We start from the raw sequence: 25177 nt of genomic DNA on the forward strand, positions 1-25177 counted from the left end.
TCGCAAGGGATTGCCGCATGCGTGAGCGGCTTCAAATGGACCAATTGGATACCCGGCACCGATATTGCGGTCGAGCAGCTCGTCGATGTGCGACACGATGCCGATTACATGTGACACTCGTAGGATAGATCGATTCCAGGATAATATACTTGGGACGGGCGTTGCACATTGTTGGCGTTAAGCCAGTTTCACGCACATGAGCTTCGCGTCATCCTTCCTTTCTGCAAGACCTATTGAGACGATTAACGAGATTATGGCTGAAGTAGACGAAGGCACTCGGCTAGATGGAGCAGTCGTCACGAGCCACGCGCGAGAGCACTCTGTAATCCGTAAGAATACCGGATAGTTAGAGTTCTGCTCTGCCCTTCATCTTCAGATTGCACGCTCGACGCGCTTAATCATGGCCTCAGAGCATTATTGTCGAACTTGAGTTACGGCAGCAGGGCTGTCCTTCAGATGAATCCTGAGCGAACATTTACGCAATAGCTTTCCCTATCACGCGCTGCATTTTGTCCCCACCTGGGGATTGCGCAAAATTCGCTCGATCGACACGCTCGGTGTCAGCGATCTCCGGTTGTCGAGGGGATAGCTAGGATCATGCATCTATGTTCAGCGCGAAGCGTAGTCGCGTTAGAAGCGCGACATCATCATGGAGTGGCAATCATGGCACTGATCAATGGTACACCAGGTGACGACATTCTGGACGGAACCCCAGTTGCGGATACGATCAATGGGCTCCCGGGTAATGACACTCTCTCAGGCCTCGGCGGTGATGACACGATCAACGGTGGAGCCGGTAACGACTCGATCGATGGTGGCGTCGACAACGACACCTTGAACGGCAACGCGGGAGACGACTCCATTCTCGGAGGAGACGGAAACGACCAGATCAGTGGCGGCGCTGGCATTGATACGATCGACGGTGGCGCTGGAGATGATACGGCTAGCGGCGACGCGGGGGACGATACGATCAATGGCGGCTCAGGGAATGATGATCTCTCCGGCAACGCCGGGGCGGATACGATCGATGGCGGCGACGGAAATGACAACGTCGACGGCGGTGCTGGAAATGACGTCCTCTCGGGGGGCGCAGGCGATGATACACTCGCAGGCGCTGCTGGCGATGACACATTGAATGGTGGTGATGGTGCTGACGTCCTGTCTGGCGGGGTGGGCGATGATACCATCAATGGTGATGCCGGCGACGATACCCTGACCGGCGGGCTCGGCAATGACACGCTGGAAGGCGGCGACGGCAATGATACCGCCAGTGGCGGCCTGGGTGATGATACGGTGAATGGCGGTCTCGGTGATGACACACTGAATGGCGGTGCCGGTAACGACACCATGAACGGAGGCGATGGTATCGACACCCTCAATGGCGATGACGGGAACGATATCATGAACGGCGACGCCGGAAACGACACACTTAATGGTGGAGCGGGCGACGACGTCATGGATGGCGGTGCGGGTAACGACCTGCTGGCAGGTGACGCCGGTGACGACACAATCGAAGGCGGCGCTGGCGATGACGTCGCTAGTGGTGGCGACGGGGCAGACGAACTGTCCGGTGGCACCGGCGTCGATACGTTAAACGGCGATGCAGGCGACGATACGCTTGCCGGCGGCAATGGAGCGGATGCGCTTGAAGGCGGCGACGGTGACGATACGCTGGCCGGCGGTGCAGGAAATGACACGCTCAACGGCGCGGCGGGCGACGATGAGCTGAGCGGCGGTAACGGCGCTGACGCGATGAACGGCGGTATCGGTGATGACGTGCTTACAGGAGGCGCCGGAACCGACGCGATCAACGCTGGCGATGGTACGGGCGCGGACTTCGGTGATGACGAAGTTACCGATCTTAGTTTCGCTGACGGTGACACCATCAGCATCGATGCGGCGCCTGGCTATGACCCGACAACGGTGGTCGTCGACGACGATGGTACCAATACCACGCTGGATTTCGGCTTCGGAACCATCACCCTCGATGGCATTACGGGCGGAGGAACCCCCTATGCCTCGATCGAGGACATAAATAACGCAGCGGGTTACACCGCTATCGAAGTTGTCTGATTATTGACGACGTAGGGCGGCACGTTGCCGCCCTACGCATTCTGCGCAATTAGGCAGTCACTATGCGTCTGGCTCACTCGGCCCGAGCAGAATCTGTTGTCAGCGCCGTTCCAGGGCGAACCACGCTCGTGTGGGTCGTCGTCTTCAGCGTGTCGGCCAACATCCTTCTGCTTGTGTTACCCTTCTACTCCATCGAGGTCTTCGACCGGGTCATCAGCAGCGGAAGCATCGAGACTCTCATCGGCCTGACCTCCCTCGGAATTGCGGCGTTGATCTTCAGCGCCTTCTTCGACGTCATTCGATTTCGATTGCTCAGCCGGTTCGCCGTCACCTTCGAACAGCGCATCGCACCGCTCATCCTGGAGGCAACCATTGCCGATCCGGCGCGACGCCGCGAAGGCTCGACGCATGATCTGGTGAAAGTTCGGGAGCTACGGAACTTCTTTTCAGGCGGCGCTGTCATTACGTTGGTCGATGCCCCGTTTCTTCCCGTCTTCATACTTATCCTCTTTCTCATCCATCCCTACTACGGCGCTATTGCGCTGACTGGCGCGGTCGTTCTGTCGATCATGGGATATGTGAGTAGCTGTATTGCCCGGGCGGAGGTCAATGAAGCGAGCGGTGCAGCCGCACGTTGTCAGATGCTAATGGATGGCATCGTACGACACGGCAACTTCATCAGGGCCATGGGCTGGACTGGAGGCGCCATCCGCGCCTTCATGCGCGCCAATGATGAGGCGTTATCTCCTGTCGTTCGCGCCAGCGAACGGGTCGCCGCGATCGCATCGGCGGCACGCATGGTGAGGTCTACTCTGCAAGTTCTATCTATCGGATGTGGTGCCTGGCTTGTACTGCAAAACGAGGTACTCGCCGGCAGCCTGATCGCGAGCTCGATCATGGTCAGCCGAACCCTGCAACCGATGGAGAGCCTTATCTCTGCCTGGCGCGGGGTGACCGCGGCGCAGGAGGCATGGAAACGCGTCAGCGCCGCGGCGACATGGGTGTTGAAGCAACCTCATCGGACCCGCCTCACTGCCCCAAATGGCTTACTGGAACTCAATGGTGTCGGCTTCACCATTCCGCAGGCGAGACGTTCGATCCTGAGAGGTATTGCCTTCCGATGCAGGCCCAGCGAGATCGTCGTGGTCGTTGGTCCGACCGGCGCGGGCAAGTCCACTCTCTTGCGGATGGCGGCCGCCTTGGAGAAGCCCAGCGTCGGTGAAATCCGGCTCGACAACGCGTTGCTGGAGAGCTGGCACCCCGATCAGCTCGGAAGCTACATCGGCTATCTTCCTCAGGATGTCGAATTGCTCGCCGGTACCGTTGCTGAAGCGATCTCGGGATTTGAGGAGAGCCCGCGCGACGAAGATATCGTCATGGCGGCAACTCTGGCTGGCGCGCATCAGATGATTCTGGCACTGCCGGCCGGGTATCAAACGCAGATCGGTCGCGACGGTCATCGCCTCTCTGGTGGCCAGCGACAGCGCATCGGCTTGGCACGAGCCTTCTTCGGCAACCGTAAACTGATACTGCTCGACGAGCCCAACGCAAATCTCGATCCGGATGGCGAGGCAGCGCTGTGCACTGCGATATTGAGCGCACGATCGCAGGGCGCAACCTTCCTGATCGTGACCCACCGGCCACGCCTCCTGACGATTGCGGATCACGTATTGCTGCTCCGCGACGGCACGCAGGTCGCCTTCGGTCCCGTTTCGGAAGTTCTACCCAGCAACACAGCGGGGCTCCCTTCACGCCGGGGTCCGCGTCAGCCCGAGCGCCCGCAACTGCTATCTGGCTAGGAGCAGGAATTGTGACAACTCACGTCCACGAACTTTTACTCGGTGCAACGAGCAGCCACGAAATCCTGGAGAAACCCAGGTCCGATGCCCGACGACTCATAAAATGGGGAGCCTTCCTTTTAGCGATTCAATTCGGCGGATTCGGCCTTTGGGCTACATTCGTCCCGCTGCGCAGCGCCGTCATCGCTCCCGGTATCATAAAGGTCCAATCCAAGCGGAAGGCGGTGCAACATTTCGACGGTGGGATATTGAAGACCATTTATGTCCGCGAGAACGAGCAAGTCGAGGCCGGTCAGATCGTTGCAAAACTCGATACGACCCAAGTTGAGGGAAGCCTTGGCGTATTAGAGACAAAATTGTTTGCTGATCTCTCGCTGGATGCACGGTTACTCGCTGAACAAATGCAGTCCACCGCTATTTCATTTCCTGACGAATTACGGAATTCTCCTCGCCCCGAAGCAAAGACGGCAATTCAGACCCAGGAGACGGAGTTCGCGACGCGATCAAGTGCATTGACCGGCGAGCGGAAATTGATCGATCAGCAGACCCGACAACTCATGGAAACGGCCCATGGCCTCGAAAACAGCAGGACAAGCCTGCAAGAGCAACTTCAGTTTCTTCAGGAAGAAATACGAGATACAGCATCGCTATTGGAAAAAGGGCTCGCACGAAAGCCACGCGTACTTGCGTTGAAGAGGGCGGAAGCGGACATGCAGGCCCAACTCACGCGCAATCTGACCCAGCAAGCAGAAACACGCGGGAAAATCGCAGAACTCGTCGATCGTGGAAAACAGCTGGGTCTCAACCAAAGTCAGGATATCGCAAAACAGAGTCACGCAACGCGAGAATCGATCGGCGATCTCAGACATCGGATTGGCGCATTGCGTGAACAACTGGCGCGGACTGATTTACGCGCACCGGAGTCGGGACGGGTTGTTCGCCTCAACAGCAGGGAATTGAACACTGTGTTAGCGCCTCGAGAGACACTCATGGAGATCGTGCCCATCGAGGATCGCCTCGTCATCGAGGCATCGCTGCGGCCGCAGGATCGCGAGGAAGTCATGGCGGGGCAGAACGCTCGTATCCGCATCATTGCCCTCAACATTCGCCGCCGACCCATGCTGGAAGGCCAGGTGACTGCTGTCGCGGCGGATGCGTTCACTGACACGAAGAGCGGCGTCACATCCTACATGGCAGAAATTGATTTGCAGCGATCACCGGAGGTCGAACCTCATCTCACGACTTTGAAGCCCGGCCTTCCGGTCGAAGTCTTTGTTGAAACAGGCATAAGAACATTTGCGGAGTACTTAATTCAGCCGCTGCGCCTACGCGTCCACCGTGCCTTCCGGGAGAGTTGACGCCTTGGCGGAATATTGAACACACAAATTCTTTGGGAGGCATTTATGCAGCAAGGATACCAACAGGAAAACGACCGCTCTGACACCATCGGCTCACTGGCCTTCAGGCTTCGAGCTACTCCGGCGAATCCATTGCCCCGCCCCAGCCGCAACTCCAGTGCGCCACAAAACCTGTGGTTTGCGCGATCCTTAGCCCGACTGCTCGAATGCAAACGCTGCTACGCTGTGTTCTTGTCTCCAGAAGGAGATCTACTCGATCAGACTTCAGTTGGATTACCCGCGCCCAGTCCCGCATCGGAAGCGTTGGCGAGATCCATCTCGGAGACTTTCAACGGAGACGGCAATTTCATATATCAGTCGTCTACGTCGCCAAACGGGTTACGCCGGCTGATCGGAACGCGCCCGGTCTACGGGCACCACTCGGTCATCGGACGTGTATGTACGGTCTCTGGGGATACTGCCATCTTTATTGCGGGATGGTGGCAGGTGCAGATTCCTGATGCAGAATTCGCTACCGCTAGGCGCGCGATCGAGCTCCTATGGGATGCGGTCGCTGATCTGACAAAGACCACATTGCAGTCTCATCAAATGTGGCTGGATGACATTGAGCCACCCGCCCTGACCATTGACGAAAATCTGATCGTTCGGAGCATGAACAGCGGGTTTCGGCGACTTGTCGGCGAAGGTGTCATCACTCTCGATGGTGGTACGCTCTCGGGATCGACCCCCCTCATCACCACCCAGCTCAGGGACGCTGTTCGAGCCGCTATCATTCCGGATCTAAACCAAAAGAACGTCGGATCGACCGTGCTCATCTCGCAAGAGGAGCAGCGATTTTTGTTTGCTGTGATCGGTTCAATCCCTGGAAATACCGATCCAAATCTTGCTCTCATCTACGTTCCTCAATTCAATGAGGAGGCCGGTGCCCAGCGCATTGCTCTCGCGTTTGGCTTGAGTTGGGTGGAGGCGCGGATTGTTCGCTGTATTCTCCGCGGGCGCTGTCCACGCGCCATCGGATTGGAACTTGGTTTCACGGAAGAAACCGTACGGACTTACATCAAACGCGTCATGCTGAAAGTTGGAATCAATCGCCAATCGGAATTTTTCGTTCTGCATAGTCGAACATTCTCACCGTTCAAGTTGCGACAGCCCGGGGCACCCTACATCACCACATCTTCATCCATGTAAAATCGTGCAGTTCCCGCGGGCATCCAGACGTGATCAGATGGCGCATCGGCAACAGATTGGGATATTGTTAGCGCTGCCCCTCGTTATAGGAATATCGCACGCGGCGACTGCTGGAGATTTGATCATACCGTTATCGTGCGACATTGGTCGCACGTGTTTCATCCAGAATTACGTAGACATCGACGATAGTCCCTCGGCCAAGGACTACATGTGCGGGACATTGACCTATGACGGCCATAACGGCGTCGATTTTCGATTAACGTCACATGGCAGACAGCAGAAGCCGGTTCACGTCGTCGTAGCCGCCGAGGGCACGGTGCTGCGAACTCGCGATGGCCTTGCGGACAGCCCTGTGAAAGGCGACAGGCGCGATGCAGCCAAAGGAAATGAATGCGGCAATGGCGTTGTTGTCAGACATTCCGGAGATCGCGAAACCCAGTACTGCCATATGGCCAAAGACAGCATCTTGGTAAGAGCTGGAGATACAGTCCGCGCTGGCCAAGTTCTCGGTGCCGTCGGCATGTCGGGGCTAACTGAGTATCCGCATCTACACTTTATTGTGCGGCGAGAAGGGAAGGTCATCGATCCCTTTGGAACAGGCTTGATGCCTGGCGCTTGCGGCAGTCATACTGAAAGTGAATGGACGGACGATGCTCGGGTTCGTCTGGCCTATTCACCGCGCGCAGTCTTGAACTTCGGATTCGCTACCGAAGCGGTCACGAACGATATGATCGAGGTTGACGCTGTCTCTCAGCGCAAGCCAACTACGAAATCTGAAGCCCTTGTCGTTTATGTTCGGACAATTGGCTTGAAGACGGGCGACGAACAGTCACTGACGCTGCGCGATCCCGACGGCAGGATCATCGCCGAGAAGGGTCCAGTTGCAGTTGCGCAAAATCAGGCCCAGACGCTTCTCTTCATCGGAAAAAAGCGGTCCACCGAACCTTGGCCAGGCGGAGTATATTCCGCGACATATATCGTCGGGCGTAACGGCGCGCCGATGTTGAACCAGGTATTTCGTCATGATCTGCGTTAGCAGGTCCGTTTTCTATCACGCCTCGATATTCATCTGTACACCTGCGTCGCTCTCTCAGGAGGTGGGCTCTCTGGCGGGTGCCTCCGAAGAATTCTGAAAATAATCCTTGACGTTGTTTTCGATAAGATTATATTCCATTGCATCCCGTCCCACTTCGAGGGGCGTTGCCAGGGACGCTTGTTAGCGCGGGGCGGGATGTGGTGCCTGCGGGCGGGAGGGAGACGTTTCCTCACGCACTCGGGAGGCCTTGGGTCACCGTCCGGCCCCACTACGGGGGTCTGCCACTCATGCTGGCTGGACGTGGCATTGGTGAACGGCGGGAAACCGTCGGGATAAGCGGACTGCGGAGGTCTGCGCCTTTGCCCGGAAGAACGGTCCCGGGGACAGAAATCGCCACGATGGAGCGTCGAAAGGCGTTTCCGCGGCCTCTGCTGTCCGGCGATCCGGACACTACGCTGCGGCACTGTTACCAGGTCGCGCCTTTCGGCGCTTCATCTCCCTCATTTTCGAGGGAGACCACGGGGACCGCCACGCACGCGCACAGGCGCGGGCAAGGACGGCGCGTGACCGTCACCCAAGTCACTCATATCCAGTCATCATCGTCACAACGGGAGTTCACATGATCATCTCGCAACACGACGCCTGGCATCTCGCGCAGCGCGCCAGGGACAAGAGCGACCTGGCGGCCAAGCGGCTGTCGGACATGATCGTCGCCGGCTGCATCGAAGAGATCGAGCGCGGTAATGCGAACATCCTGCGCACCCATCGCACTTGCATTATCAAGGCCTGTCGTCGTGCACACCATTGCACAGGCAGCCGGCCGATCTGTCTTCTGTTTCAACGACGGCGGGTTCTGAATGCAGAGCAGCAGCAAGCGATGCTGGACGAAATGTATTGGCGCGTCCTGGAGGCGCTCGTCGCCAGCGAGGCGGCGTGATGGATTTGTTAACCGGCCTTGCTTCCTGCGGCGGCGCTGCCGTGACACCGCGTGCGCGGGCCGGTATTGTCGCGCGCAACAGAGCGCGGCGATGCGCGCTCATAGCCGGGGTTTCGCGACATGCGCGCAGTGACGATGACGACGCTTTCTCCTTTGCGCCCGCGCAGTATTGCGCTCGCTGTCATCGCGGCGCTGGCGCTGCTCGATGTCACGCTGCTGGTGGCGCGGGAATTGCCGAGCGTGCCAGTGCTGCAGAAGGTCGGTTTCGATATGGAGTCCGCGGGCTTCAAGGCGCGCTTCGCCAACGATGCGGCAGGGAAGGTGGCCTTAAGCAAATTGCCGGCCTATCGCTTCGTCATCCACAATACGCCGAACGGTCCGCGCTATCTCTATGCCGATCCCGCCAAATGCATGTGCACCTTCGTCGGCAATCGCGACAACTATCTCAACTATCAGGATATCGTGCGCCGTGGCCTGCCGCAGGCGGACTACGTGGCGCCGGACTACAAGACGCAGGCGAGTGCGCTGCTCTCGGACGATCCGATCGCGTCGGACCAGATCGACTGGCAGCCCGACAGCCTCGCGGATGCGTTCCGGGATTATTACTGATCTCGATCTCTCCCCGCCTGGCGAAGCTTCGCTTCAACCGGGGGCGGGGAGAGATCAGAAACTCAACCGTCGATCTTGCCCGCGATGATCGGGCCGAACAGCTCCCACTTCTCGCCCTTGAAGCGCTGCATCTGCAACTGCTCGATCGGGTAGAAGTCGGTCGCCGAGGTCGAGATGGTCACGCCGGGCAGCAATGTGTCGGGCGCGAATTCCTTGAGGTTGGCTGCTTCCTTCATGATGTTCGCGCGGGTCAGGTTGTCACCGGCCTGCTTGAGCACCTGAACGATGGTCTGCGCCTGGCCATAGCCATAGACGACCGAGCCGTCGCTCCTGTCCATGGTGGGCGCATATTTGGCGAGGAAGGCGTAGAATTTCTTCATGCCCTCGTCATTGTCCCAGCTGGAATCGGCGCCGTCTTTGGCGTAGTTCGCCGACAGGATGCCCTGGGCGATCTCGTAACCCGCCGGCTTCATCACGCCGCCGACCGAAGAGCCGACATTGCTCTGGATGAAGGTTGGTTTCCAGCTGAGCTCCGCCACTTTCTTGATCGCCTGCGCAGCGAATTTCGGCGTGGTGAAGCTGACAAAGGTGTCGGCATTGGTCGACTTCAGCTTGACGATGTGGGACTCGATGGTCGGCTCCGACACTTCATAGCTTTCCTCGGCGACAATCATCGATGCCGCCTTGGCGCCGAGACCATCCTTCAGACCCTTCAGCATGTCTTTGCCGAAATCGTCGTTCTGATACATGACCGCGATCTTGGCGTCGGGCTTTTCTCTCAGCAGATAGGCCGCATAGATCCTGGACTCGCTCTGATAGGCAGGCTGCCAGCCCATGGTCCAGGGGAAGTCCTTGTAGTCGCCGAACTTGGTGGCGCCGGTGGCCACGAACAGTTGCGGGACTTTCTTCGCATTCATGTATTTCTGAATGGCGGAGTTCGACGGGGTTCCGAGCGAGCTCGCGATGAACAGCACTTCGTCAGATTCGACGAGCTTGCGTGCCTGCTCCACGGCCTTCGGCGGCGAGTAGCCGTCGTCATAGGTGATGTAATTGATCTTGCGGCCGTTGATGCCGCCCTGATCGTTGATCATCTTGAAATAGGCTTCTTCCATCTTGCCGATCACGCCATAGGCGGATGCGGGCCCGCTATAGGGCATGATGTTGCCGATCTTGATCTCGGTATCGCTGGCGCCCGTGTCGTATTTTTTCTGGGCGAAGGCAGTACCGCCAAGGGCCGCACTGAGGGCTGCGGCAACCGTGAACGTCATTGCACGCGAGCTGAACGAAGGCATTTCTGATCTCCCTGATCTCTGGATAAAACCGCGCGTATTCTTGTTTTTATTGAATGCTGCGGCGCGTCGGATTGAATACTTTTCCGCTGCAACTAGCAAGAAAAAGCCCCTCACGACTTTCGTCGTAAGGGGCTGTTTTATTGGGCATTATCGCTGTCGTTCCGGGGCGTACGCGCGCCTTCGCGCGTGCGAACCCGGAACCTCGTATTGTTCATCACTCATGTCGAGATTCCGGGTCTACCCTTCAGTCGACTTCGTCGCCTTTCGGGCATCCCGGAATGACGATTGAGTTTACCCGCCGAGCTTGCTGTCGATCGGCGGGCCGAACACGTCCCACTTCTCGCCGGTGAAGCGCATCATGCGCAGTTGCTCGATCGGGTAGAAGTCGGTCGCCGAGGTGTTGATCTTGACGCCCGGCAGCAGCGTGTCGGGTGCGAAGTCCTTCAGGCTGGCGGCCTGCTTCATGATGTTCGCACGCGTCAGGTCGTCGCCGGCCTGCTTGAGCACCTGCACCACGGTTTGCGCCTGGCCGTAGCCATAGGCAGCCGAGCTTTCGGCCGGATTGGCGAAGGGGGCGTATTTGGCCAGGAAGTCGAGATACTTCTTCATGCCCTCATCGTCCTTCCACTGCGGATCGATGGCATCCTTGGCATAGGCCAGCGACAGCACGCCCTGCGCGTTGTCGATACCCGCCGGACGCATCACTGCGCCGACCGAGGAGCCGACATTGCTCTGGAAGAACATCGGCTTCCAGCCGATTTCGGCCACCTTCTTGATCGCCTGCGCGGCGAATTTCGGCGTCGAGATCGAGACGAAGATGTCGGCGCCCGAGGCCTTCATCTTGACGATGTGCGAGTCAATGGTCGGCTCGGACACCTCATAGCTGTCTTCAGCCACGATCATCGAAGCCTTCTCGCCGAGACCGTCCTTGAGGCCCTTCAGCATGTCCTTGCCGAGGTCGTCGTTCTGGTAGAACACGGCGATCTTGCCGTTCGGCTTCTCGGTGATCGCGTATTGCGCGAAGATGCGGCCTTCGCTCTGATAGGCCGGCTGCCAGCCCATCGTCCATGGCGCGGTCTTGTATTCGCCGAACTTGGTCGCGCCGGTGGCGACGAACAGCTGCGGCACCTTCTTGGCGTTCAGGTATTTCAGGATCGCCGTGTTCGACGGCGTGCCGAGCGGACCGAACACGAACAGCACTTCGTCGGATTCGACGAGCTTGCGGGTCTGTTCCACGGCCTTGGCCGGGCTATAGGCATCGTCATAGCTGACGAAGGTGATCTTGCGGCCGTTGATGCCGCCCTGATCGTTGATCATCTTGAAGTAGGCTTCTTCCATCTTCCCGATGATGCCGTAGGCCGAAGCCGGGCCGCTATAGGGAATGATGTTGCCGATCTTGATCTCGGTATCGCTCGCCCCGGTGTCGTATTTCTTCTGGGCATTCGCGGAAGTTGAGAAGGCGAGAAACGCAAACGCCGCGCTCGAGAGCGCGGCGGTGCGCAGAAAGTTTCTGCAGTTCATAGGTCCTCAGTGTTTACGTAGTTTGCCTATCAAGCCCTGTGCCAAATAGGCGAGTTGCCTGGCCCCATTCGGGAGCAGGAAGATGATGATGATCAGGATGACGCCAAACACGGCGCCAGACAGACCCTTCGAGACGTGTTCCGCGATATTCGGAACGAAGACGATGAAAGCCGCACCGGCGAGCGAGCCCGGCAGCCAGCCAACGCCGCCGACGACCATGCCGAGGAACAGCGCGATGGCGAGCTGGATGGTGTAGCCATCCGGCGCCACGAACTGCACGGCGATGGCGCCGAGACCGCCGGCAACGCCGGTGATCCCTGCGCTGACGCCGAAAGCCAGCGTCTTGTAGAGCGAGACGTCCACACCCATCGCCGAGGCGGCGATTTCGTTGTCACGGATCGCCATCATGGCCCGGCCCGACCGCGACTTCAGCAGGTTGACCGAGAGGATGTAGATCAGGATCGTGACCGCGAGGGTGAAGAAGTACAGCCACATGTCCTGCGACACTTTCAGACCCAGCGAGGCCAGGATTTCCGGTGCATCAGGCTTGGTGACGACAAGGCCCTGCACGCCGCCGGTCCAGTGTTCGAACACGCCGAGCTTCAGGAGCTGCGGCATCGCCACCGCGAGGGCGAAGGTCGCCAGCGCGAGGTAGATGCCGGAGAGCCGCAGCGCCGGCAGGCCGAACAGGAAGCCGGCGATGAAGCAGACCAGGCCGGCCACAGGGAGCGTCAGTGCGTAGTTGACGCCGGCATGTTCCATGAGGATCGCCGACGTATAGGCGCCGAGGGCGTAGAACGCGCTCTGGCCGAGCGAGAACTGGCCGCTGGCGCCGGTCAAGATGTTCAGTGCGAGAACCGCGATGGCGTAAATCAGCCACATGGTCATCTGGAAGATGATGAAGTTCTTCACGAACAGCGGAGTGACGATGAGCAGCGCCAGGATGATCAGCGATGCCAGCGGGCCGAGCGCCATTGCCTTTTTAGGAACGGCAGCGACCACGGGAGCGGCGGAGACGTCTTGAACGGTGCTCATGATCAAACTCGCTTCACGATGGCACGGCCGAACAGGCCATTAGGTTTGACGACCAGCACGGTGATGATCAGCGCCAGGGCGATGGGCAGTTTCAGCTCATTGCCGACACCCGGGATATAGGTGCCGACGAGGTTCTCGAAGACGCCGACAAGGAACCCGCCGATGACAGCACCCAGTGGGCTCGTGAGCCCGCCGACGACGGCCGCGGCAAATCCGTAGATCAGCACGCCGCCCATCATGTTGGGCTCGAGGAACACGACGGGGGCAATCAGCATGCCGGCGATCGAACCGATCGCGGCCGCCATGCCCCAGCCGAGTGCAATCATCCATGACGTGTTGATGCCGACCAGCCGCGCCGATTCAGGCATCGACGCCGCTGCCCGCATCGCAAGGCCCACGCGGGTGTAGCGGAAGAAGATGAACAGCAGGACGAGCAGGATGATCGTCACGCCGATCATGCCGGCCTGATGCGTCGAGATCAGCTGGCTGCCCAGGAAGGGCGACGAGCCGAAGGGCGAGGGAAACTGCTTGATGGTGAAGTCCCAGGTCAGGCCCGCGACGCTGTTGATGATGGCGAACAGCGCGATGAAGCCGGCGACGTGGGTCAGCACCGGCGCCTTGGCGAGCGGCTTGAACAAAGCCCGCTCGATGACGATGCCGCCGACAAAGGAGAAAATCAGCGTCAGCGCGAATGCGCCCCAATAGGGTATGCCCCACTGCATCATCTGCCAGGCGACGAAGGTCGAGAACATCGCCATTTCGCCCTGGGCGAAGTTCAGGTGGTCGATCGCCTGGTAGATCATGACCACGGCGAGCGCCATACAGGCGTAGATCGCGCCGGTGGCGATGCCAGCCAGGACTTGGTTGGTAAAGAGTTCCATGGCCGCCCCCTCAATATCCCAGATACGATTTACGGACGTCTTCATTGTTCGCGATCTCGTCGGCAGTGCCGGACATCACGATGCGTCCTGTTTCGATGACATAGGCCTTGTCGGCGAGTTCGAGCGCGAGCTGTGCGTTCTGTTCGACGACCAGGATGCTGACCTTGTCCTCTCGGTTGATCTTGCCGAGGATCTTGAACAGATCCCGCACGATCAGTGGCGCAAGGCCAAAGGACGGCTCGTCCAGCAGCATCAGGCGGGGACGCAGCATCAGCGCGCGGGCGACCGCGAGCATCTGCTGTTCACCGCCGGAGAGTGTGCCGGCCTGCTGGGTATGGCGCTGCTTGAGCACCGGGAAATGGGCATACATGCGCTCGATGTCGTCACCGATCGCCTTGGTGTCCTTGCGACTGATCGCGCCGAGCTGCAGGTTCTCTTCCACCGTCATAGTGGTGAAGGTGCCGCGGCCCTGCGGCACATGGGCGATGCCCAGCCGCACGATGCTTTCGGTCGACTTGTTGTCGAGCTTCTTGCCCTCGAACTCGATCGAGCCCGTGGAGCGGATCATGTTGCAGATCGAGCGCAGCGTGGTGGTCTTGCCGGCACCGTTAGCGCCGAGCAGGGTGGTGAGGCTGCCTTCCTGCAGTTCGAATTCGAGGCCGTGCAGTGCCTGGACCTGGCCGTAATACGCACGCAGGTCTTTTACGTGAAGCATCGCGGTCATGAGTCTTTGTCTCCCAGATAGGCCTTGATCACAGCAGGGTCTTTCTGGACGGCAGCGGGTGTGCCTTCAGCGAGCTTCTTGCCGAAATTCAATGCGACGACATGGTCGGCGATCGACATCACGAGACCCATGTGATGCTCGACGAGGAGCACCGTCACGCCGCGATCGTCGCGGATACGGCGGATCAGGTCGCCAAGGATGTAGACTTCCTCATGGTTGAGACCGCCTGCGGGCTCGTCGAGCAGCAGGATCTTCGGTTCGGCGGCGAGCGCACGCGCGAGTTCGACGCGCTTCTGCGTGCCGAAGGGAAGACCGCTGACGATCGTATCGGCAACGCTGTGCAGATCGAGATAATCAAGGATGTCGTTGACGTCCTTGTTGATCGCAGCTTCGCCTGATCGCACCCATGGCAGCTTCAGCGAATCGCTGATGATGTCGCTGTTGGTGCGCGCATGTTTGCCGACGCGGACATTGTCACGCACGGTCAGGTTCGGAAACAGCGCAACATTCTGGAAGGTGCGGCCGATGCCGATCTCGGAAATCTTGTGGGCCGGACGATTCAGGATCGTCTGGCCGTCCATCAGGATATCGCCCTTGCTCGGCTGGTAGAGCCGGCTGAGGCAATTGAACAGCGTGGTCTTGCCGGCGCCGTTCGGTCCGATGAGGCCAAGGATGTGGCCCTGTTGCATGTCGAACGAGACGCCGTTCAACGCGATGATGCCACCGAACACAACGCTGACGTCGCGAACCGAAAGCAGCGGCGCCGTCGATGCGACGGGCGCGCGCTCTGCGAGTTGTGCCTGCGTCATGTGCGGTGATCCTCGATCGTCGGCTGCGGCGAAGTCTTGCGCAGGTCACGACGATGAAGGCTGTCAGAGCCCTTCAACAATGCGTGCAACTTTCCCTCCTGATTTGATTTTTTTGCTGTCGAGTTTTTTGGATTGTGGTGCAGCTGTTCCCCCGAGCGCCGCTTCGATGTTTCTTACCATCGCCAATAGCCGAGGTCCAATATCGTTGAGCAAGCGCTCTTCCGTGAAACGGAACGCGGGCGCGCCGCAATTAAAGGCATAAGGACCGGTGCCGTCATTCAATGTCATTGCAACACCGGCAGCGTGCACATCGTCCTGCCACTCGCCAGCCGAGATGACGAAGCCGTGGCGCGCGACCATTTCGCCTGCGCGCTCAAGCCCGTCGCGCATCTTCGACCAGCGATGTCCGTAGTGCTCGCGAAATTCGCGCAATAATTGGGCACGTTCTTCCGGTGGCAGCGCCCAGAAATAGGCGCGGCCCATCGCCGTGGTTGCAATGGGAATGCGCGAGCCGACGTCGAGTTGAACGCCGACAGTGAGACTGGAGCGGCTCTGCCCGAAATAGATCATGCTCAATCGATCGCGCGCGCCGACTGCGCAGGCACCGCCGGTCTGCCGCATCAATTCGTCGCGAAACGATTCCGAGAGATGCTTAACGCCCAAGTTCGCAAGTGCAGCATACCCCAGGGCCATGGCTGCTGGCGCGAGTTGATACTTCTCGAAGCGTGGCACAGGTGTAAGGTAGCCCAACTTCGTGAGTGTGTAAGTCAATCGCGAGATGGTTGGCTTCGGCAGTTTGGTGCGGGCGGCAATCTCCTGATTGCCGAGAAGCCCGTCATTGGGGCGAAATGCACGCAAGACATCCAGGCCGCGAGCCAATGCGACGACGAAATTGCGATCTGTCGCCACATTCTTCGCTGGACGTTTCATGCTTCCCAAAATTTGGTTTTGTCAGTTTCATACGATTGCACCACGGCCCTCGTTGACAAGGGACGCTCTTCAAAATAACCCTCCGTGTCAAGATGTGGAATTAAATTTCGCAGTGCGAAACTAAGAAAATCAGACCGGTAAACGTAGCCAAGGAGAATGCCGTGAGCGATGTCGTAAAGCTTGAACGTCATGATGAAGTCGCCATCGTCACGATCAACTCTCCCCCTGTAAATGCGCTGAGTGCGGCGGTTCGCCGCGGCATTTTTGAGAACGTCAAAACGGCCGCTGCCGATCCTGCCGTGAAGGCGATCGTCATCGCATGCGCAGGCCGTACCTTCGTTGCCGGCGCTGACATCACCGAATTCGGCAAGCCGCCGCAGTCGCCCGGATTGAGCGAAGTCATCTCGGAAATCGAGAATTGTTCCAAACCGGTGATCGCCGCGATCCATGGCACCGCGCTCGGCGGCGGCCTCGAGCTCACACTCGGCTGTCATTTCCGCGTGGCGACAAAAGAAGCCAAGCTCGGTCTGCCCGAAGTGAAGCTCGGCCTCCTGCCGGGTGCCGGCGGAACGCAGCGCCTGCCGCGCGCAGTCGGTCCTGAACTCGGCGTCAAGATGGTCGTCACCGGCGATCCGATCAGCGCTGCTGAAGCCTTGAAGAACGGTCTGATCGAAGAGATCGTCGAAGGTCCGGCCTCGGGCGCAGAAGCCTTCGCGCGCAAGGTGATCGCCGAAAAGCGTCCGCTGCGCCTGCTGCGTAACGACGATTCCAAGCTCGCCGCCGCTCGCGCCGATCGCACCATCTTCACCAACGCCGCCGCAGCCGCCAACAAGAAGAACCGCGGCATGAATGCGCCGCTGGCCTGCGCCGAAGCCGTCAGCTGGACGCTCGATGTGCCGTTCGACGAGGCGCTCAAGAAGGAGCGCGAGATGTTCCTCAAGCTGGTCGCCGACGACCAGTCGAAGGCGCAGCGTTATGCCTTCTTCTCCGAGCGCGAAGCCGCCAAGGTCCAGAACGTGCCGGAAGGCGTCAAGCCCCGTCCGGTCGAGCGCGTCGCCATCATCGGCGCCGGCACCATGGGCGGCGGTATTGCGATGTCCTTCGCCAATGCCGGTATTCCCGTCACGCTGATCGAGACCGGCGAGGAGCAGCTCAAGCGTGGTCTCGGTATCATGCAGAAGAATTACGAGGCGACTGCAGCGCGCGGCGGCATTCCTGCCGATGCGCCGGCCAAGCGCATGGCGCTGATCAACGGCGTCGTTGGCCTTGAGAACGTCAAGGATGTCGATCTGGTGATCGAGGCCGTGTTCGAAACCATGGCGATCAAGAAGGAAGTGTTCACCGCGCTGGATGCCTATGCCAAGCCGGGCGCCATCCTCGCCAGTAACACCTCGTATCTGAACATCGACGAGATCGCAGCTGTCACCAAGCGTCCGCAGGACGTGCTCGGCATGCACTTCTTCTCGCCAGCCAACGTCATGAAGCTGTGCGAAATCGTCCGCGCCGACAAGACCGCGCCGGATGCGCTCGTCACCGCTGTCGCTGTCGCCCGCAAGATCGCCAAGGTGCCGGCCGTGGTCGGCGTCTCCGACGGCTTCGTCGGCAACCGCATGCTCGCGGCCCGCTCCAAGCAGTCCGAGAAGCTGCTGTTCGAAGGCGCGCTGCCGCAGCAGGTCGATGCAGTCGTCACCAAGTTCGGCATGCCGATGGGTCCGTTCGCCATGGGCGATCTCGCCGGCCTCGATATCGGCTGGCGCTCGCGCAAGGATCGCGGCATCACCTCGCCGATCGCCGACGCGCTCTGCGAAGCCGGCCGCTTCGGTCAGAAGACCGGCAAGGGCTATTACAAGTATGAAGCCGGCTCCCGCGCGCCGGTCCCGGATCCGGACGTCGAGAAGCTCATCGACGATACCTGCCGGAGCCTGGGCCTGACCCGTCGCGCCGTCAGCGATCAGGAAATCCTGGAACGCATGATGTATCCGATGATCAACGAGGGTGCCCGCATCCTCGAAGAGAAGGTCGCATCGCGCCCGAGCGATATCGACGTGATCTGGCTCTATGGCTATGGCTGGCCGATCTATCGCGGCGGCCCGATGTTCTATGCCGATCAGGTCGGTCTCAAGCAGATCGTCGAGCGCCTGCAGTTCTACGCCAAGCAGACCAACGATCCGTCGCTAGAGCCGGCCGCGCTGCTGAAGAAGCTGGCGGATGAAGGCAAGACGTTTGCTTCGCTGGCGAAGGGCTAGTTGTGGTGACGCGAGCACGATGTGCTCCCCTCCCCCTTGCGGGGAGGGGCCGGGGGCGGGGGTCCCCGGGCGACGTCACTTGTGGCTTACCCCCCTCCCTGACCCTCCCCCGCAAGGGGGGAGGGAACATTGGCGCCGTGCGCTCCTTATGTAAGCAGGCCACGCCATGACCCATCCCGGCGAACAGCACTACCCACCGGGCGTCAGATGGGACGCGCCGATTGCGCGTGGGTCGCTGCCGGGCCTGCTTGCCGACTCCGTTGCAAAACATGGCGACCGCACCGCCATCGAATTCCGCGATCAGCCAATCTCGTTCAACGATCTGCAGGCGCGCGTCGATATCGTCGCTGCCGCGCTGATGCGCGCCGGCTATGGCAAGGGCTCCTCCATCGGCATCTTCCTCGGCAATACGCCCGATCATCCGGTCCATTTCTTCGGCGGTCTCAAGGCCGGCGCGCGGCTCGTGCATCTGTCGCCGCTCGATGGTGAGATCGCACTCTCGCACAAGCTCAAGGATTCCGGCGCGCGCGTGCTGGTGACGAGCAACCTTGCCGCGTTGCTGCCGATGGCGCTGAAGTTTCTTGATAAGGGCCTGCTCGACAGGCTGATCGTCTGTGAAGACGACGACTGGGGCGCGGTGAACAATCCGCAGCTGCCGCTGCCGGAAAATCCCGCGATTGTCACCTTTCGTAATTTCACCGCGGGTGCCACGTTGCCTGCGCAGTGGCCCGAGATTTCAGCGGATGATGTGGCGCTGCTGCAATATACCGGCGGCACCACCGGCCTGCCCAAGGGCGCGATGCTCAGCCACGGCAATCTGACCTCGGCGGTCTCGATCTATAATCTATGGGGCGCGCCGGCACGCGCCGGGCGCAATCGGATCGAGCGCGTCATCTGTGTGCTGCCGTTGTTTCACATCTATGCACTGACCGTGATCCTGCTCGCCCGCATCAGCCTTGGCGACACCATCTCGCTGCATCAGCGTTTCGATGTCAGCCGCGTGCTCGAGGATATTGAGAAAAAGAAAGCCACCGTATTTCCCGGCGTCCCCACCATGTGGATCGCCATCGCGGCCGATCCGTCGCTGGAAACGCGCGATCTGTCGTCGCTGGTGTCGGCGGCCTCTGGCGGTGCGCCGTTGCCCGATGAAGTGGCGCGTCTGTTCGAGCGTAAGACTGGCCTGTCGCTGAAGAGCGGCTGGGGCATGACCGAGACCTGTTCGCCCGGCACCAGCCATCCGCCGGGCGGCCTCGACAAGCCGGGCTCGATCGGCCTGATGCTGCCGGGGATCGACATTGACGTTGTGTCGCTCGATGACCCGACCAGGGTGCTCGGTGTCAACGAGACCGGCGAAATCCGCATCAAGGGGCCGAACGTCACCAAAGGCTACTGGAACCGCGCGCAGGAGAGTGCCGAGTCATTCGTCGGCGATCGCTTCCTCACCGGCGATATCGGCTACATGGATGAAGACGGATTCTTCTATCTGGTCGATCGCAAGAAGGACATGATCATCTCCGGCGGTTTCAACGTCTATCCGCAGATGATCGAGCAGGCGATCTACGAACATCCGTCGGTGCAGGAAGTGATCGTCATCGGTGTCACCGATCAGTATCGCGGCGAGGCGGCCAAGGCCTTTATCAGGCTGCGAAATGGCGCGGCGCCGTTCACCATCGACGAGCTGCGCGCGTTTCTCACCGGCAAGCTCGGCAAGCATGAATTGCCGGCAGCCGTGGACTTCGTCGATGATTTGCCGCGCACCGCGGTCGGAAAACTCTCGCGCCACGCCTTGCGTGGCCTGCAACCCACGCCCATCATGACTCAACAAACCGCTTTGCAACAACAAACCGCCTCCGGAGGACCCCGCCCATGACCGAAGCCGTTATCGTTTCCACCGCCCGCACGCCGATCGGCAAGGCCTATCGCGGTGCCCTTAATGCCACCGAAGGCGCGACGCTGCTCGGCCATGCCATCGAGCACGCCGTCAAGCGCGCCGGCATCGATCCCAAGGAAGTTGAGGACGTGGTGATGGGCGCAGCCCTGCAGCAGGGCGCGACCGGCGGCAACATCGCACGCAAGGCGCTGCTCCGCGCCGGTCTGCCGGTCACGGTTGGCGGCACCACCATCGATCGTCAGTGCGCTTCGGGCCTGCAGGCGATTGCACTGGCTGCGCGTTCGGTGATCTTCGACGGCGTCGAGATCGCGGTCGGTGGCGGCGGCGAGTCGATCTCGCTGGTGCAGAACGAGCATGCCAACAAGTTCCACACCGTCGATCCCGAACTGATGAAGATCAAGGGCGACGTCTATATGCCGATGCTCGACACTGCCGAGACGGTGGCCAAGCGCTACAACATCTCGCGCGAACGCCAGGACGAGTATTCGCTGGAAAGCCAGCGCCGCACCGCGGCTGCACAGCAGGGTGGAAAGTTCAACGATGAGCTGGCGCCGATCGCGACCAGGATGGGTGTCGTCGACAAGGCGACCGGCGAAGTCTCGTTCAAGGACATCACGCTGTCGAAGGATGAAGGTCCACGTCCGGAAACCACCGCGGAAGGTCTCGCCGGCCTGAAGGCTGTGCGCGGCGATGGCTTCACCATCACCGCCGGCAATGCGTCGCAGCTCTCGGACGGCGCCAGTGCCACCGTGATCATGAGCGACAAGCTCGCCGCACAGAAGGGCCTCAAGCCGCTCGGCATCTTCCGCGGCTTCGTTTCGGCCGGCTGCGAGCCGGATGAAATGGGCATCGGTCCGGTGTTCGCCGTGCCGCGCCTCTTGAAGCGTCATGGCCTCAAGATCGAAGACATCGATCTCTGGGAACTCAATGAAGCCTTCGCCGTGCAGGTTCTATACTGCCGCGACAAGCTCGGCATCGATCCGGAAAAGCTCAACGTCAATGGTGGCGCGATCTCGGTCGGCCATCCCTATGGCATGTCGGGCGCACGTCTCGCCGGTCACGCGCTGATCGAAGGCCGTCGCCGCAAGGCGAAATACGCCGTCGTCACCATGTGCGTCGGCGGCGGCATGGGCTCCGCCGGACTGCTCGAAATCGTTCAGTAATTACACATCTGCTCACAAGGAGGATCCGATGGATCTGAGCTTCAGCAAAGAAGAAACAGCATTCCGCGACGAGGTGCGCACCTTTTTCCGCGAAAGCCTCGACCCGGCGGTGCGCAAGAAACTGCAGGAAGGTCACCACACCAGCAAAGACGACCTGGTGAACTGGCAGCGCACGCTCAACAAGAAGGGCTGGGCCGTCCCGCATTGGCCGCAGGAATATGGCGGCACCGGCTGGAGTGCCGCGAAGCAGTACATCTTCCTGGAAGAGCTGCAGAAGACCCCCGCGCCGCCGCCGCTGCCGTTCGGCGTCAACATGGTTGGCCCGGTGATCTACACTTTCGGCAATGAGCAGCAGAAGAAGCACTTCCTGCCGCGCATCGCAAATATGGACGACTGGTGGTGCCAGGGCTTCTCGGAGCCGGGCTCGGGTTCGGACCTCGCCTCGCTGAAGACCACGGCGAAGAAGAAGGGCGATACCTATATCGTCAACGGCCAGAAGACCTGGACCACGCTCGCGCAACATGCCGACTGGATCTTCTGCCTTTGTCGCACCGACCCCGATGCGAAGAAGCAGTCGGGCATCTCCTTCATCCTCATCGACATGAAGTCGAAGGGCATCACCGTCCGCCCGATCCAGACCATCGATGGCGGCGTCGAAGTCAACGAAGTGTTCTTCGATGAGGTCGTGGTGCCGGCCGAGAATCTGGTCGGTGAAGAGAACAAGGGCTGGGATTACGCCAAATTCCTGCTCGGCAACGAGCGCGTCAATATCGCGCGCGTCGGCATGTCGAAGGAGCGCATCCGCCGCATCAAGGAGCTGGCGTCCAGCGTGATGTCCGGTGACAAGCCGCTGATCGAGGATCCGCAGTTCCGCCAGAAGCTGGCTGCGACCGAGATCGAGCTGAAGGCGCTCGAACTGACGCAGATGCGCGTCGTCGCGGCCGAAGGCAAGCACGGCAAGGGCAAGCCGGATCCGGCCTCGTCGATCCTCAAGATCAAGGGTTCGGAAATCCAGCAGACGCTCACCGAGCTGCTGCTCGAAGTCACCGGGCCGTTCGCACTGCCGTTCATGCCGGAAGGCGAGGGGCAGAACGAAGAGGGCGACTGGGCCTCGCCGATCGCGCCGACCTATTTCAACTACCGCAAGGTGTCGATCTATGGCGGCTCCAACGAGATCCAGCGCAACATCATCGCGAAAGCGGTGCTGGGGCTTTGATGTCTTCCTTCTCCCCGCTTGCGGGGAGAAGGTGGTCCGATTGCGCGTAGCGCATTCGGACCGGATGAGGGGAGCCTCCGCCGGCTCGGGGCCCGCGGATAGTCCCCCTCACCCGAAGGCTCCGCTTCGCTCGCCCTAACCTCTCCCCGCAAGCGGGGAGAGGTTAGGGAGCTTAAACACATTCACACGCGCGTTACGCGCGATCCGAGAGAGAAAGACCATGGATTTTGATTTGTCGGAGGAGCAACGCCTCCTCAAGGACAGCGTCGACGGCCTGCTGAAATCGTCCTACGAATTCGAGGCTCGCAAGAAGTATCGCGCCGAGAAGGGTGGCTGGAGCCGCGACGTCTGGGGCAAGTTTGCCGAACAGGGCCTGCTCGGCCTGCCGTTCTCCGAGGACGATGGCGGCTTCGGCGCCGGTCCGATCGAGACCATGATCGTGATGGAAGCGCTGGGCCGTAATCTCGTGGTCGAGCCCTATCTCGACACGGTGGTGCTCGGCGGCGGTTTCCTGCGCCGCGCCTCTGCGGAGCAGCGTGCTGCGCATCTGCCCGGGATCATCGACGGCTCCAAGACCATGGCTTTCGCACAGGTCGAGCGTGATTCACGCTATGACCTCGGGGACATCAAGACGTCGGCCAAGAAGAGCGGTTCGGGCTACACGTTGTCCGGCGAGAAGTTCGTCGTCGGTCACGGCGATACTGCCGATACGCTGATCGTCACCGCGCGCACGGCCGGTGGCCAGCGCGACGCCAAGGGCGTCGGCGTGTTCCTGGTGCCCGCCAATGCCAAGGGCGTCGACATCAAGGGCTATGAGACGCAGGACGGCAGCCGCGCCGCCGATATCAAGCTGAACAATGTCGAAGTCGGCGCTGACGCCGCGATCGGCAATGCCGAGGATGGCTTGTCGATCGTCAATCAGGTCGTCGATGACGCGCGCATCGCACTGTGCGCCGAAGCGGTCGGCGCGATGGAAGAAGCGCTGAAGATCTCCGTCGAATACATCAAGGAGCGCAAGCAGTTCGGCGTCGCCATCGGCTCGTTCCAGGCGCTGCAGCACCGTGCGGCCGACATGTTCACCGCGCTGGAGACCGCGCGCAGCATGTCGTTCCTGGCCTCGATGGCATCGAGCTTCACCGATCTCGACGAACGCACCAAGACGGTCGCCGCTGCCAAGGTGCAGATCGGCCGCTCCGCGCGCTTCGTCGGCCAGGGCGGCGTGCAGCTGCATGGCGGCGTCGGCGTGACCATGGAGTACAAGATCGGCCACTACTTCAAGCGGCTGACCATGATCGAGCAGCAGTTCGGCGATGCCGATTATCACCTCCGCCGCGTCGCGCAGGCGGGCGGGATCACGGAGTAACTCTGCTCTTAACCTCTCCCCGCTTGCGGGGAGAGGTCGGATTGCGAAGCAATCCGGGTGAGGGGGACTCTCCACGCGCTCATGAACTCGTGGAGAGTCCCCCGCATCCGACTCGAACGCGCTACGCGCATTCGAGCCACCTTCTCCCCGCATGCGGGGAGAAGGAATGCGCCGTCGCTAAAATCAATCAACAACAAGGAGACCGCCCGTGAAAAATCCATTCGATCTCACCGGTAAGGTCGCCGTCATCACCGGGTCCAGCCGCGGCATTGGCAAGGCCTCCGCGGAATTGCTCGCCAGCCTCGGTGCCAAGGTTGTCGTCTCCAGCCGCAAGGCCGATGCCTGTCAGGCCGTGGTCGATGGCATCAAGGCTAATGGCGGCGATGCCCATGTCATCCCGTGCAACATCTCGCGCCGCGACGAAGTCGAAGGCCTGATCGACGGCACGGTGAAGCACTACGGCCCGATCGACATTCTGGTCTGCAATGCGGCGGTGAATCCCTATTACGGTCCGCTGCTCGATATCGCCGACGAAGCCTTCGACAAGATCATGGGCTCCAACGTCAAGAGCAACATCTGGCTTTGCGCCAAGGCGATCCCGGCGATGGCCGAGCGCGGCAAGGGCTCGGTGGTCATTATCTCTTCCATCGGCGGCTTGCGCGGCTCCACGGTGATTGGCGCCTACGGCATCTCCAAGGCTGCCGACTTCTCCCTGTGCCGCAGTCTCGCCGGCGAATGGGGACCGAAGGGCGTGCGCGTCAATTGCATCGCGCCTGGGCTGGTGAAGACCGACTTCGCGAAAGCGCTGTGGGAAGACGAGGCCAATCTCAAGCGCCGCACCGCGACCACGCCGCTGCGCCGGATCGGCGAGCCCCACGAGATCGCCGGTGCCGTCGCCTATCTCGGCTCGGATTCCTCCACCTTCATGACCGGCCAGACCATCGTCATCGACGGCGGCGTGACGACCGCATCGGTGTGACGTCCTTACCCTCCCCTGAAGGGGGAGGGTCGACGAACGCGTAGCGTTCGTCGGGGTGGGGTGAAGCCACAGACGCTGTCGCCCGCAGCTTCACCCCACCCCGCCTCTCACCGCGCTGCGCGCGATG

Annotated in this window: 20 protein-coding genes; 13 read left to right on the forward strand and 7 right to left on the reverse strand. The window is 60.5% G+C overall.

What is annotated here, in order from left to right:
- The first annotated feature begins 663 nt into the window (after positions 1-663).
- The 7 genes from AB8A23_RS29405 (at position 664) to AB8A23_RS29435 (ending at position 9000) form a co-directional block, all read left to right on the forward strand.
- Positions 664-2073: a calcium-binding protein gene (locus tag AB8A23_RS29405; protein WP_439057424.1), complete on the forward strand. Its 1410-nt coding sequence runs from the start codon at positions 664-666 to the stop codon at positions 2071-2073.
- A 128-nt stretch (positions 2074-2201) separates the two neighbouring features.
- Positions 2202-3872 (forward strand): type I secretion system permease/ATPase, encoded by a 1671-nt coding sequence (locus AB8A23_RS29410; RefSeq protein ID WP_439057425.1) that lies wholly within the window; start codon positions 2202-2204, stop codon positions 3870-3872.
- 11 nt (positions 3873-3883) lie between these two features.
- The gene (locus tag AB8A23_RS29415) at positions 3884-5230 is read left to right on the forward strand and encodes an HlyD family type I secretion periplasmic adaptor subunit (RefSeq protein WP_231077868.1); all 1347 of its coding nucleotides are present in this window, start codon (positions 3884-3886) and stop codon (positions 5228-5230) included.
- Between the two features lie 45 nt (positions 5231-5275).
- Positions 5276-6418, forward strand: a complete 1143-nt coding sequence (locus AB8A23_RS29420; protein WP_439057426.1) for a helix-turn-helix transcriptional regulator — start codon at positions 5276-5278, stop codon at positions 6416-6418.
- Between the two features lie 37 nt (positions 6419-6455).
- Positions 6456-7454 carry a M23 family metallopeptidase gene (locus AB8A23_RS29425; RefSeq protein WP_309947362.1) on the forward strand — a complete coding sequence of 333 codons (999 nt, stop codon included), beginning with the start codon at positions 6456-6458 and terminating at the stop codon, positions 7452-7454.
- A 619-nt stretch (positions 7455-8073) separates the two neighbouring features.
- On the forward strand, positions 8074-8391 hold the full coding sequence (locus tag AB8A23_RS29430; RefSeq protein WP_439057427.1) for a hypothetical protein: 318 nt from the start codon (positions 8074-8076) through the stop codon (positions 8389-8391).
- A gap of 135 nt (positions 8392-8526) precedes the next feature.
- On the forward strand, positions 8527-9000 hold the full coding sequence (locus AB8A23_RS29435; RefSeq protein ID WP_439057428.1) for a hypothetical protein: 474 nt from the start codon (positions 8527-8529) through the stop codon (positions 8998-9000).
- A gap of 62 nt (positions 9001-9062) precedes the next feature.
- Here AB8A23_RS29435 and AB8A23_RS29440 read toward each other — a convergent pair whose 3' ends face one another.
- The 7 genes from AB8A23_RS29440 to AB8A23_RS29470 form a co-directional block, all read right to left on the reverse strand.
- Entirely contained in the window at positions 9063-10268 is a 1206-nt protein-coding gene (locus AB8A23_RS29440) for an ABC transporter substrate-binding protein (RefSeq protein WP_231081190.1), read from the reverse strand.
- Between the two features lie 315 nt (positions 10269-10583).
- Positions 10584-11813, reverse strand: a complete 1230-nt coding sequence (locus AB8A23_RS29445) for an ABC transporter substrate-binding protein (protein ID WP_184513957.1) — start codon at positions 11811-11813, stop codon at positions 10584-10586.
- A 6-nt stretch (positions 11814-11819) separates the two neighbouring features.
- Positions 11820-12848 carry a branched-chain amino acid ABC transporter permease gene (locus AB8A23_RS29450; protein WP_320447118.1) on the reverse strand — a complete coding sequence of 343 codons (1029 nt, stop codon included), beginning with the start codon at positions 12846-12848 and terminating at the stop codon, positions 11820-11822.
- 2 nt (positions 12849-12850) lie between these two features.
- Positions 12851-13729 carry a branched-chain amino acid ABC transporter permease gene (locus AB8A23_RS29455; RefSeq protein ID WP_089261600.1) on the reverse strand — a complete coding sequence of 293 codons (879 nt, stop codon included), beginning with the start codon at positions 13727-13729 and terminating at the stop codon, positions 12851-12853.
- A 10-nt stretch (positions 13730-13739) separates the two neighbouring features.
- The gene (locus tag AB8A23_RS29460; RefSeq protein WP_116663743.1) at positions 13740-14453 is read right to left on the reverse strand and encodes an ABC transporter ATP-binding protein; all 714 of its coding nucleotides are present in this window, start codon (positions 14451-14453) and stop codon (positions 13740-13742) included.
- On the reverse strand, positions 14450-15262 hold the full coding sequence (locus AB8A23_RS29465; protein WP_089261596.1) for an ABC transporter ATP-binding protein: 813 nt from the start codon (positions 15260-15262) through the stop codon (positions 14450-14452). The genes AB8A23_RS29460 and AB8A23_RS29465 overlap by 4 nt, the downstream gene beginning before the upstream one ends.
- 63 nt (positions 15263-15325) lie before the next feature.
- A complete protein-coding gene (locus tag AB8A23_RS29470) occupies positions 15326-16192 on the reverse strand; it encodes an IclR family transcriptional regulator (RefSeq protein ID WP_120288678.1) in 867 nt (288 codons plus the stop codon).
- 161 nt (positions 16193-16353) lie between these two features.
- Here AB8A23_RS29470 and AB8A23_RS29475 point away from each other — a divergent pair, with 161 nt between their 5' ends.
- The 6 genes from AB8A23_RS29475 (at position 16354) to AB8A23_RS29500 (ending at position 25050) form a co-directional block, all read left to right on the forward strand.
- Positions 16354-18438, forward strand: coding sequence for a 3-hydroxyacyl-CoA dehydrogenase NAD-binding domain-containing protein (locus tag AB8A23_RS29475; RefSeq protein WP_093759244.1), 2085 nt, complete (start codon positions 16354-16356; stop codon positions 18436-18438).
- 166 nt (positions 18439-18604) lie between these two features.
- Positions 18605-20308: a dicarboxylate--CoA ligase PimA gene (gene pimA / locus AB8A23_RS29480; RefSeq protein WP_439057429.1), complete on the forward strand. Its 1704-nt coding sequence runs from the start codon at positions 18605-18607 to the stop codon at positions 20306-20308.
- Complete coding sequence (locus tag AB8A23_RS29485; RefSeq protein ID WP_439057430.1) at positions 20305-21492, forward strand: acetyl-CoA C-acyltransferase; 1188 nt, start codon at positions 20305-20307, stop codon at positions 21490-21492. Before pimA ends, AB8A23_RS29485 begins: the two co-directional genes overlap by 4 nt.
- Before the next feature lie 28 nt (positions 21493-21520).
- On the forward strand, positions 21521-22708 hold the full coding sequence (gene pimC, locus AB8A23_RS29490; protein WP_089261586.1) for a pimeloyl-CoA dehydrogenase large subunit: 1188 nt from the start codon (positions 21521-21523) through the stop codon (positions 22706-22708).
- A gap of 220 nt (positions 22709-22928) precedes the next feature.
- On the forward strand, positions 22929-24071 hold the full coding sequence (pimD, locus tag AB8A23_RS29495) for a pimeloyl-CoA dehydrogenase small subunit (RefSeq protein WP_089261584.1): 1143 nt from the start codon (positions 22929-22931) through the stop codon (positions 24069-24071).
- Between the two features lie 208 nt (positions 24072-24279).
- Positions 24280-25050: an SDR family NAD(P)-dependent oxidoreductase gene (locus AB8A23_RS29500; protein ID WP_320447125.1), complete on the forward strand. Its 771-nt coding sequence runs from the start codon at positions 24280-24282 to the stop codon at positions 25048-25050.
- Positions 25051-25177 lie beyond the last annotated feature (127 nt).

The sequence above is a fragment of the Tardiphaga sp. 619_E2_N8_4 genome (assembly GCF_051810905.1).
GTDB classification, from domain to species: Bacteria; Pseudomonadota; Alphaproteobacteria; order Rhizobiales; family Xanthobacteraceae; genus Tardiphaga; species Tardiphaga robiniae.

Coding starts and splice junctions, on each gene's coding strand:
- AB8A23_RS29465 (WP_089261596.1), bottom strand. CDS start 15,262: ATGACGCAGGCACAACTCGCAGAGCGCGCGCCCGTCGCATCGACGGCG.
- AB8A23_RS29445 (WP_184513957.1), bottom strand. CDS start 11,813: ATGAACTGCAGAAACTTTCTGCGCACCGCCGCGCTCTCGAGCGCGGCG.
- AB8A23_RS29450 (WP_320447118.1), bottom strand. CDS start 12,848: ATGAGCACCGTTCAAGACGTCTCCGCCGCTCCCGTGGTCGCTGCCGTT.
- pimC (WP_089261586.1), top strand. CDS start 21,521: ATGGATCTGAGCTTCAGCAAAGAAGAAACAGCATTCCGCGACGAGGTG.
- AB8A23_RS29485 (WP_439057430.1), top strand. CDS start 20,305: ATGACCGAAGCCGTTATCGTTTCCACCGCCCGCACGCCGATCGGCAAG.
- AB8A23_RS29470 (WP_120288678.1), bottom strand. CDS start 16,192: ATGAAACGTCCAGCGAAGAATGTGGCGACAGATCGCAATTTCGTCGTC.
- AB8A23_RS29440 (WP_231081190.1), bottom strand. CDS start 10,268: ATGACGTTCACGGTTGCCGCAGCCCTCAGTGCGGCCCTTGGCGGTACT.
- AB8A23_RS29420 (WP_439057426.1), top strand. CDS start 5,276: ATGCAGCAAGGATACCAACAGGAAAACGACCGCTCTGACACCATCGGC.
- pimA (WP_439057429.1), top strand. CDS start 18,605: ATGACCCATCCCGGCGAACAGCACTACCCACCGGGCGTCAGATGGGAC.
- AB8A23_RS29425 (WP_309947362.1), top strand. CDS start 6,456: ATGGCGCATCGGCAACAGATTGGGATATTGTTAGCGCTGCCCCTCGTT.
- AB8A23_RS29455 (WP_089261600.1), bottom strand. CDS start 13,729: ATGGAACTCTTTACCAACCAAGTCCTGGCTGGCATCGCCACCGGCGCG.
- pimD (WP_089261584.1), top strand. CDS start 22,929: ATGGATTTTGATTTGTCGGAGGAGCAACGCCTCCTCAAGGACAGCGTC.
- AB8A23_RS29430 (WP_439057427.1), top strand. CDS start 8,074: ATGATCATCTCGCAACACGACGCCTGGCATCTCGCGCAGCGCGCCAGG.
- AB8A23_RS29405 (WP_439057424.1), top strand. CDS start 664: ATGGCACTGATCAATGGTACACCAGGTGACGACATTCTGGACGGAACC.
- AB8A23_RS29460 (WP_116663743.1), bottom strand. CDS start 14,453: ATGACCGCGATGCTTCACGTAAAAGACCTGCGTGCGTATTACGGCCAG.
- AB8A23_RS29435 (WP_439057428.1), top strand. CDS start 8,527: ATGACGACGCTTTCTCCTTTGCGCCCGCGCAGTATTGCGCTCGCTGTC.